We start from the raw sequence: 8819 nt of genomic DNA, 5'->3' as shown, positions 1-8819 counted from the left end.
CGGATCGCGGCGATGGTCGCGCCGGGGCGGGCGGTGCCGGTGCCGGCGATGCCGAAGGCGGTGCCATGATCGGGCGAGGTGCGCACGATGGGCAGGCCGAGGGTGACGTTCACGCCCTCATCGAAATCGAGCACCTTGATCGGGATGAGCGCCTGGTCGTGGTACATGCAGATCGCCGCGTCATAAGTGGCGCGGGCTTCGGCGTGGAACATCGTGTCGGCGGGGAGCGGCCCGCGTGCATCGATCCCAGCTTCGCGCAGGGCGGCGACGGCGGGCGCGATCACGTCGCGGTCTTCGCTGCCCATGCGGCCATCCTCGCCGGCATGGGGATTGAGCGCGGCGATGGCGAGGCGCGGGGCGGGGACGCCGAAATCGCGGGTGAGCGCGGCGGCGGCGATTGCGCTGCGCGCGCGGATGAGCTCAGCCGTGAGCAGGCCGGGCACGGCGGCGAGGGGCACGTGGACGGTGATCGGCACGACCTTGAGGTTTGGCCCGGCGAGCATCATCACCGCGTTTTCAGGCGTGATGCCGCAGGCCTGCGCCACGAATTCGGTCTGCCCCGGCTGGGTGAAGCCGACGCGGGCGAGCAGGCTCTTGGCGATGGGGCCGGTGATCAGCGCGGCGGCGGCACCTGCGCGAACAAGGCCGGTGGCGGTTTCCAGCGCGCGCAGCGCCAGCGTGGCGCCGGTATCGTCGGGCGCGCCGGGGGTGTAGTCTGCAGGGCCGAGGTCGATCACGGGGAGCGCAGCATCGAACATCGCGGCGGCTTCATCGGGGGCGGCGATGGCGCGAACCGCGATATCAAGCCCGCGCTTGCGCGCTGCGGCTTCGAGCAGATCGCGGCTGCCGACCGCGAAGAACGGGGGCAGGCCGTGCGCGGCGCGCTCCGCCCATGCGGCGCAGATCAGTTCGGGGCCGACACCGGCTGGATCGCCGATGCTGATGGCCAGTGGGAGCGGGGTGGTCATTGCGGGAGCTTAGCAGACTTGGCCCCCGCAGAGCAGCGCTTTAGTTATACTCGATCACCGCATCGCGGCGCAGATCGCGCAAGTAGGTTTGCGCGCGCTTGTTGACGCGGTCGTCTTCCATCTGGCTTTGCAGCGCTTCGAAGCTTGGCCCGGCGTCGACCTTGGGATCATCGCGGCCGCACAGCATCAGCACGCGCACACCGTCCTCGATCGATCCGAACGGCGGGGTGGATTCGCCGACCGAAAGCTTGAGCACCGTTTCCTGAAGCGCGGCGGGGAGATCGCGGGCGCGGATCTGGTCATTGGCGACCACTTGTGCGCCAAGCGGCGCAGCGGCGGCTTCAGCCTGGCCGCAGCCTTTGATATCCTTGACCATCTTGGCAAATTCGCCGGCCTTGCCCGCTGCGTCTTTTTCGCTCGCGCCTTTGGGGAAGGCGATCGAGATCTGTTTGAGGCTGAGCACCGCATCGCGCGGATCGGCGGTAAGCACCTGGCGCTTGTCGATCAGGTAAATGATCGAATAGCCGCCAGCCAGCGGGACGGGGCCGACAAGCTGACCGGTGGACATCTGTGCGGCTGGCCCGGCAAGCTCGGCAGGCAGCTGGGCAAGCCGAATCCAGCCCAGATCGCCGCCGACTGCCGCTGTCGAGGCTTCGGAAAACTGGCGGGCATAGGCGACAAAACTGCCGCCCTTCCTAAGCTGTTCGACGATTTTCTGCGCGTTGGTTTCAACCTGGAGCCGCGTTTCGTCGGTGGCGGAAAGAAAGATTTCGCCGATGCGAAATTCTTCGGTGCCCTTGGCCGCTTTCAAGCGGTCCATCATTTCTTTCACTTCGCCATCGGCGACGTTGATGAACGGCTGGACATTGCGGCGCAGCAGACGCTGCCACGCCATCTCGCCATTGATCTGGCGCTTCAGCGAATTTGCCGACGAACCGATCGAGGTCAGATACTTTTCAAGGTTCTCGGACTTCTGGCCGAAATTCTGCGCCGCGACCCGATTGAACGATTCGTTGACCTCTTCGGCGCTGATTTCGATGCTGGCGGCCTTGGCTTCCTGAATTTGCAAGGTTTCATCGATCAGATTGCGCAGAACCTGAAGCCGTAGACGCTCCAGTTCCTCCGGCGTGACTTTGCCGCCATTGGCGCTGACGATCAGCGCGAGGCGCTGCTCGATATCGGTGCCGGTGACGATTTCGCCGTTCACGATGGCGGTGGCGCGGCGCATGTTGGGGTCGTTCTTGCCGAAAATCACCGGATTGGCAGGCAGGTTCAGCGCGCCGGTTGCCCCGCCTGTATCGCCGGAAGGGTCTGCGCTGGAGGTCGTCGTATCGTCATCGAGCAGCCCTTGCGCTTCTAACGGGGCGAGCGCGAGCGGCGCGGTTACCGCGAATAAAAAGCCGAGTGCTGCCATCGAACGTGCGAAAGCGGAGGGCAGGCGGGGAGCCATCGTCATATCGATCAGAGTATCCTGTGCGTCACGCCAAAGAAACGAGTTGTCCATCACCAAATGAAGCTTTGGCGGCTTAACCCAAGCTGAGTGGCGCGCCGATAGCCCGAATGCAACGACGATGAAAGCGAAACAGGGGAAAACGGGCCCATGTCAGCAGGTTCTAGCGTCCGCCAAGGTTGCGCAGCGATAGCGTCAGCTGAAAGGAATTGCCCTTCTGCGCATCGCCGGTGGTGACATAATCGCGGCGCCAGGTGAAGCCGAGATCGAGGCAATCATCGGTGTAGGCGACGCCAAGCCGGTGGCGCAGCAGATTGAAACCGCTCGACGCGTTGGTTGGATCGGCGTTGCGCGGGGTGAGATTAAGCACGCCCGAACCGAACAGCGACCAATATTTGGCAAACGCGACCCGGCCCGCCAGGCGCAGCTCCTCACGGTCGCGCAACTCCTCGAACGCCGTGGCGATATTGCGGTTGAGCCGCAGATAGCCGACCTCGACATAAGTGCGGTGGTTGCCAACCGTCGCGTCGAGTTCGTTGCGGCGCAGGGCAAAGCTGTCCTTGTCGAGGCGGAAGCGATGCGTCAGCTGGACAATGTCGCGAAAGCGGATTTGCGTGCGGCCGACGATATCGGAACGCCGGGTGGCAAGGCCAGTGCCATCGGGCAATAGCGACTGCTGGTTGGTCAAGCGGTAGCTTTGTCCGATCGTGGTGAACACGCGCCAGCCGGGCCGCGTGACCTGCCAATCGAGCCCGTAAGTAAAACGCGCGCCGTCTTCGATCCGGTCATAGCCGGGAAAACGATTGAGCGAGAAGAGATTGGAGGTTTCAAGCTCGATCGCGCGCGAATCCTCATTGGGAATGGCAAGGTTGCGCACGCGCGGCGTGGCAACGATCTGGAAACGCGGGGTGAGCACTTGTGTGCCGCCAAGCAGGCTGCCGATCAGCGGCCATTTCACGTCGATGGCGGCGGTTGCGATGCCCCGCCCTTGCCAGCCGGTTGTGCCGCGATAGACGGCGTTTGAGGTCAGGTCGTTGCGGCTTGAATGATAGACATCGCTGCGCAGCAATCCGGTCAGGGTGATTTCCTGACCCAGCCCGGTGATGAACCGGCGGTCCCATTGCGCGCGGGCGAAGGCGCGCTGGGTATCTTGCCCGCTGCTCCGGCTGATCGCCAGACTGTTGATCTCAAGCTCAAGCTTGCCGCCGATCCCCGGCATATCCAGCCGCCGCCGATAATCGAGCGCGGGCAGCGCGATCGGCACGAGGCCTTGCTGGTCGCCCGCGCGCAAGGTCTGGGCGGCCCACCCAGCGAGGCTGAAATAACTGTCTGCATCGATCCGTTCGAGATTGATGGTCGAGCGCAGGCGATTTTCGCGGCTGATGTCATAGCGGCGCAGGAAAGTACGGTCGCTGGCGTAGCGGCCATAGCCGGTCAGGCTCCAGTTCTCGGACAACTGGAACCGGCCGTTGGCTTCGAAATAGCCGCGGATCTGATTGCGCGCGACACCGGTGTCGCCGATGGTGACCGCGTTGATGCGCCCGCTCTGCGTCACATAACCGGCCAATTGGTAGGCACCGCTGGACGTGAGCTGGCGAAAGCGCCCCGAGACCATCGGCAGTGCCGCAGTAAAGACCGAGGTGGTGATAGATAAATCGCGGTTTTCGTCCAGCCGCCAGTAATAGGTTCCCGCGACTTCTGCCCCGTTGCTGGCGCTGAGGCGGAAGTCGGGGATCAGCAGGCCGCTGCTGGCGCGGCCACCGGACCGGTGCGACAGGCCGGGAAGCGACAACAGCGGCAGTCCAAACAGACGCAAGGTCGCGCCTTTATAATACACCCGTTTTTTGGCCACGTCGAAAGTGACTTTAACAGCGGTTATCTCCCAGCTGGGACTTTTGGGGCAACCATCGCCATCCTCGATGTCGCAGCCCGAATAGACGGCATTGTCCAACAGGAGATTGCCTTTGTCGTCGCGCTTACCCTGCCGGGCGGCGAGCCGGCCGCCGCCGCGCAGCACGACCAGCATATCCTCGATGGCGCCTGCTTTCAGCGCATCGGTCAATTCGACTTTGTCGGTGTAGAGCACGTTTCCGCTCTCGTCGACAAAGCGGATGTTGCCGCTGGCCTCGATCACGCCGGTCTTGCGGTTCCATACGATGGCATCGACGCGCACGGTCTGCTCCTCGCGGCGCAGCACGACATTGCCGGTGGCGGTTACCAGCTCGGTATCACGGGCATACTGCAGCGAATCCGCCTCGAAGCGGATCTGATCGTCGCTGGGCTTGGTTGGCACAGCACCCGCCTCATCACCCGGGCTTTGCGCAAGCGCGCTGAAAGGCAAGGCCAAAACGACCGCGTGCGCGGAGGCGATCAACATGCTGCGCGCACGCAAGCGATGGAAAAAGGCTTGGCGTGATGGCCACGCGGCGGGTTGCATGGCTTGCCTATCGCACCGGCGCGGCCTAACTGCAAACGCACAATTCAGGCCTCGCGCGGTCTCGCGGCGGCCTGTTGCCGCATTCCGACAGGAGCTACTCAATGAACATCGTTTTTGCCGGGTCCGATACGGTCCAGCCGCGGCTCCTCGCGCAAATCGTCGCCCAGGGCGCTTTTCCCGAGACTGCCGATGCGTTGGTGCGCGAGGCAGCAGCGGCGGCGCGCTTCACTGGCAAGGCAGGGCAGGTGTTCGAAGCCTTTGTGAGCGACGGCGGTTCTTTGCAGCGTCTGGCCTACGCCGGTCTTGGCGAACACGGGGATTCGGGCCGGATCGCGGCGCTGGAACGCGCAGGCGGCGCGCTTACGGCCAAATACATCGCTTCGGGCGAGACGGCGATGGCCATCGATTTTGGCGGAAGCGGATTTTCCGCCGAGGAAGCCGCGGCCGTGCTCTTGGGCGCGCGGCTGCGCGGCTGGCGTCATGATGTCTACCGCACGAAGCTGCCCGACGAGCAGAAGCAATCGCTGACCCAGATCATCGCGCTGCACGCGCCGGAAGGCACTGCGCAGGCATGGCAGACCGAAAGCGCGATTGCCGACGGGGTCGAGTTCACCCGCGAGCTGGTGACCGAACCGGCCAACGTGATTTATCCGCAAAGCTTTGTCGCGGCATGCGAGGCCAAGCTGGCGGGCACCGGGATCGAGATGCTCGTGCTCGACGGGCAGCAGATGGCCGATCTGGGCATGGGCGCGCTGCTGGGCGTGGCGCAAGGTTCGGTGCGGCCGCCGCGCATGCTGGCGATGCGCTGGAAGGGCCGCGCGGGAGTCAAGCCGACCGCGTTTGTGGGCAAGGGCGTGACCTTCGACACCGGCGGCATCTCGATCAAGCCGGCGGCGGACATGGAAGACATGAAGTGGGACATGGGCGGCGCAGCGGCTGTGGCGGGTACGATGCTCGCGCTCGCGCGGCGGCGCGCGGCGGCCGATGTGATCGGCGTGTGCGGCCTAGTCGAGAACATGCCCGATGGCGCGGCGCAGCGCCCGGGCGATGTCGTCACCTCGATGTCTGGCCAGACGATCGAAGTGATCAACACCGACGCGGAAGGCCGCCTTGTGCTTTGCGATGCGATCACCTGGGTGCAAAAGACCTATGCGCCCGCGACGATCATCGATCTGGCAACCTTGACCGGCGCGATCATCGTGTCGCTGGGGCATGAGCACGCCGGAATGTTTGCCAACGACGATCTGCTGGCCAGCCAGCTCGATGCGGCGGGCAAGGCCAGCGGCGACACGCTGTGGCGGTTCCCGCTGGGCAGCGCTTACGACAAGCTGATCGACAGCCCGATTGCCGACATGAAGAATGTGGGGCCGCGCTATGGCGGTTCGATCACGGCGGCGCAGTTCATCCAGCGGTTCGTCGACAAGGGCGTGGCCTGGGCGCACCTCGATATTGCGGGCACGGTGTGGATCGACAAGGCCGGGGCGACGCATGACAAGGGCGCGACCGGATTTGGCGTGCGCCTGCTCGACCGCTACGTGCGCGACGTGCTGGAAGCCTGACGCGCCCGCGATGCGCGCCGATTTCTATCAGCTGACGCGCGATCCCGCCGAACTTGTGCTGCCGCTGTTGGCGCGCAGCACATTGGCGGCAGGCGAGCGGATGCTGGTGGTTTCCGCTGACAAGGCGCAACTGGGCCGGGCGAGCGAGGCTCTGTGGAAGCATCTGCCCGAGAGCTTTCTGGCGCATGGCCATGCCGGCGGGCCGCACGACGCGCGCCAGCCGATCCTGCTTTCGGAAAAGCCGGAGTCCGCCAACGGAGCGCGGTTCATGGCGCTGGCCGATGGCGTTTGGCGCGAAGGCGAGGGTTTTGCGCGGGTGTTCCTGCTGTTTGCACCGGACAGGATCGACGATGCGCGCGGCTGCTGGCGCATGCTGGGCAGCCGCGAGGGCGTGGAGCGCAAGTACTGGCGGCAGGATGGCGGCAAGTGGCGCGAGGGGCCTTAGAGGACCTGGTTGCCGGCTTTGGGCAAGCGATGTAAGTTGCTGGCATGGCCTTCAATCGCACCGTTAGCCTTATCGTGGCGCTCGTTCTTGGCTTCGCCGCGGCCACGGCTGCCGCGCAGGACGATGGCACTTGTCGCAATGGCTTGTTCCCGGCGCAAAATCCTGAATTTGGCCGATCAAAGGTGCAAGGCACGGGGCGGGCATACTTCCACTATGACATGGATGGCTGCCCGAGGCTTTCGGCCAGTTGCCGACGCGGGTATGTTGTGCCGGGCGACACGGTTGTCACTGGCCGCACCATCGGCGCTTTCATCTGCGCCTATTTTCCGAGCAAGGGCGGCGGCACGGCAGGCTGGGTAGAAGCCTCGCGGCTCCGCGCGCTGCCCGTCAATGCGCGGCCACCGCTCGCCGCATGGCTTGGCCGATGGTCGGACGAAGGCAACCCGGCCTTGCGCATCACGCAGACCAAGTCCGGGGTGCTGCAGATCGCAGGCGATGCCTTTTGGCCGGGGCCCGTCCGGCAAAAGGACTGGCCATCCGGCTGGCCGCATCTGGGGCAGATCGGCGGCGAACTCAAACTCAGGGGAAACCGTGCGCACTACGATGATGGCACCTGCACGGTGGATCTCGTCGCGCTCGGAGATGTTCTGATCGGGCTCGACAACGAATCATGCGGCGGCATGAATGTGCGCTTCAATGGCGTCTACCGCCTCCGCCGCCGATAGCGCCTTGCCTCGCCGCCTATGGCCCGCCTTGCAGCGCAGCAATTTCCCGGCTAGGGGCGCGGCCAAACAACAACACTTACTTCGCAAGGAACTCTCCCATGGCGGTGACCCGCACGTTTTCGATCATCAAGCCCGATGCCACGCGCCGCAACCTGACCGGCGCAGTCACCAAGATGCTGGAAGATGCGGGTCTGCGCGTCGTCGCATCCAAGCGCATCCAGATGACCCGCGAGCAGGCCGAGGGCTTTTATGCGGTGCACCGCGAGCGCTCGTTCTTCGGTGAGCTGGTCGAGTTCATGATTTCCGGCCCGGTCGTTGTGCAGGTGCTCGAAGGCGAGAACGCGATGCAGCGCAACCGCGACATCATGGGCGCAACCAACCCGGCCAATGCCGAGCCCGGCACGATCCGCAAGGAGCTGGCCGAATCGATCGAAGCCAATTCGGTGCACGGTTCGGATAGCGACGAGAACGCCGCAATCGAGATCGCTTATTTCTTCAAGCCGGAAGAAATCGTCGGCTGATGTGTTCGTTATGCCCCCGTTTGCGCGCTGAGCAAACGGGGGATTGAATGAAGGCTCCCGCAGCAGGTGGGCGTGCTTGCAAACCCCGCTGGAGCGGTTCAGGTTTCGCGTTATCCTCTTCGCTTTCGGGAGATACCGCGTGAAGTTTCGATCCGGCGCACTGCCAGCTGTGTTTGTTTTGAACCTGATGCTGGTTACAGCACCTGCGCGGGCGCAGGCGCAGGATCAAGAAGCCCGCTCGGCCATCGCGATCATGAAAGCCGAGATCAGCAAGCTCAAGAGCGAGATCGCCGTCTTGCGCGCCCAAATGAGCCAACAAGGCCGGATGTTGGTGCAGACCCCAACGGGCCTGCAAATCGGCAATGCGGACATCGAAACGCTGACGATCCGCAGCAAGCGCGGCTCGATCATTTTCGACCGCGACAATTTGACGATCAATGGCCGGAACACGGTCATGAGCAACGATCACTTCGATGTCGGCAGCAGTGATTCGGTGACGATCAAAAGCGATGTGATCTCGCTCAATGCACGCATTGTGGACAGCAAGACCTCTGGCAACGCAGTGCTTAGAGCGTTTTCCGATCATTCTGGATCATAGCCACACGAACTGAAGTAGTTGGCGCATTCGTCCGGCTTGAAGATGTCAACGAGTCTGCCGATGAGGTCCCACAGGCCGGAGACGGTTCGTTCGCCTGCTTTGCGCAGCATGGCCTT

The 8819-nt window shown here is 64.0% G+C and carries 8 protein-coding genes and 1 pseudogene; 5 read left to right on the top strand and 4 right to left on the bottom strand.

Annotation, left to right across the window (positions count from 1 at the left end; genetic code table 11):
• From pdxA to Q0O40_RS14185, 3 genes are all read right to left on the bottom strand, one after another.
• Positions 1-968: 4-hydroxythreonine-4-phosphate dehydrogenase PdxA (gene pdxA / locus Q0O40_RS14195; protein WP_295531235.1), on the bottom strand; the 968-nt coding region annotated here is incomplete at its 3' end.
• 40 nt (positions 969-1008) lie between these two features.
• Complete coding sequence (locus Q0O40_RS14190) at positions 1009-2418, bottom strand: peptidylprolyl isomerase (RefSeq protein ID WP_295531238.1); 1410 nt, start codon at positions 2416-2418, stop codon at positions 1009-1011.
• 163 nt (positions 2419-2581) lie between these two features.
• On the bottom strand, positions 2582-4711 hold the full coding sequence (locus Q0O40_RS14185) for an LPS-assembly protein LptD (RefSeq protein ID WP_367183760.1): 2130 nt from the start codon (positions 4709-4711) through the stop codon (positions 2582-2584).
• Positions 4712-4956: 245 nt separating this feature from the next.
• On the opposite strand from Q0O40_RS14185, the gene Q0O40_RS14180 reads away from it, so the two are divergent.
• From Q0O40_RS14180 to Q0O40_RS14160, 5 genes are all read left to right on the top strand, one after another.
• Positions 4957-6414, top strand: coding sequence for a leucyl aminopeptidase (locus Q0O40_RS14180; RefSeq protein WP_295531229.1), 1458 nt, complete (start codon positions 4957-4959; stop codon positions 6412-6414).
• 10 nt (positions 6415-6424) lie between these two features.
• Complete coding sequence (locus Q0O40_RS14175; protein WP_295531227.1) at positions 6425-6859, top strand: DNA polymerase III subunit chi; 435 nt, start codon at positions 6425-6427, stop codon at positions 6857-6859.
• A gap of 44 nt (positions 6860-6903) precedes the next feature.
• The gene (locus Q0O40_RS14170; protein ID WP_295531224.1) at positions 6904-7584 is read left to right on the top strand and encodes a hypothetical protein; all 681 of its coding nucleotides are present in this window, start codon (positions 6904-6906) and stop codon (positions 7582-7584) included.
• A gap of 98 nt (positions 7585-7682) precedes the next feature.
• Positions 7683-8105, top strand: a complete 423-nt coding sequence (gene ndk, locus Q0O40_RS14165; RefSeq protein WP_295531221.1) for a nucleoside-diphosphate kinase — start codon at positions 7683-7685, stop codon at positions 8103-8105.
• 139 nt (positions 8106-8244) lie between these two features.
• Positions 8245-8703 (top strand): hypothetical protein, encoded by a 459-nt coding sequence (locus Q0O40_RS14160; protein ID WP_295531218.1) that lies wholly within the window; start codon positions 8245-8247, stop codon positions 8701-8703.
• Here the strand turns inward: Q0O40_RS14160 and Q0O40_RS14155 are convergent.
• A pseudogene (locus tag Q0O40_RS14155) lies at positions 8688-8819 on the bottom strand (IS630 family transposase); the annotation flags it as partial. The gene Q0O40_RS14160 and the pseudogene Q0O40_RS14155 overlap by 16 nt on opposite strands.

The sequence above is a fragment of the Novosphingobium sp. Chol11 genome (genome assembly GCF_945870625.1).
Classification (GTDB): Bacteria; Pseudomonadota; Alphaproteobacteria; order Sphingomonadales; family Sphingomonadaceae; genus Novosphingobium.
This window is presented reverse-complemented; position numbering and strand designations above follow the sequence as displayed.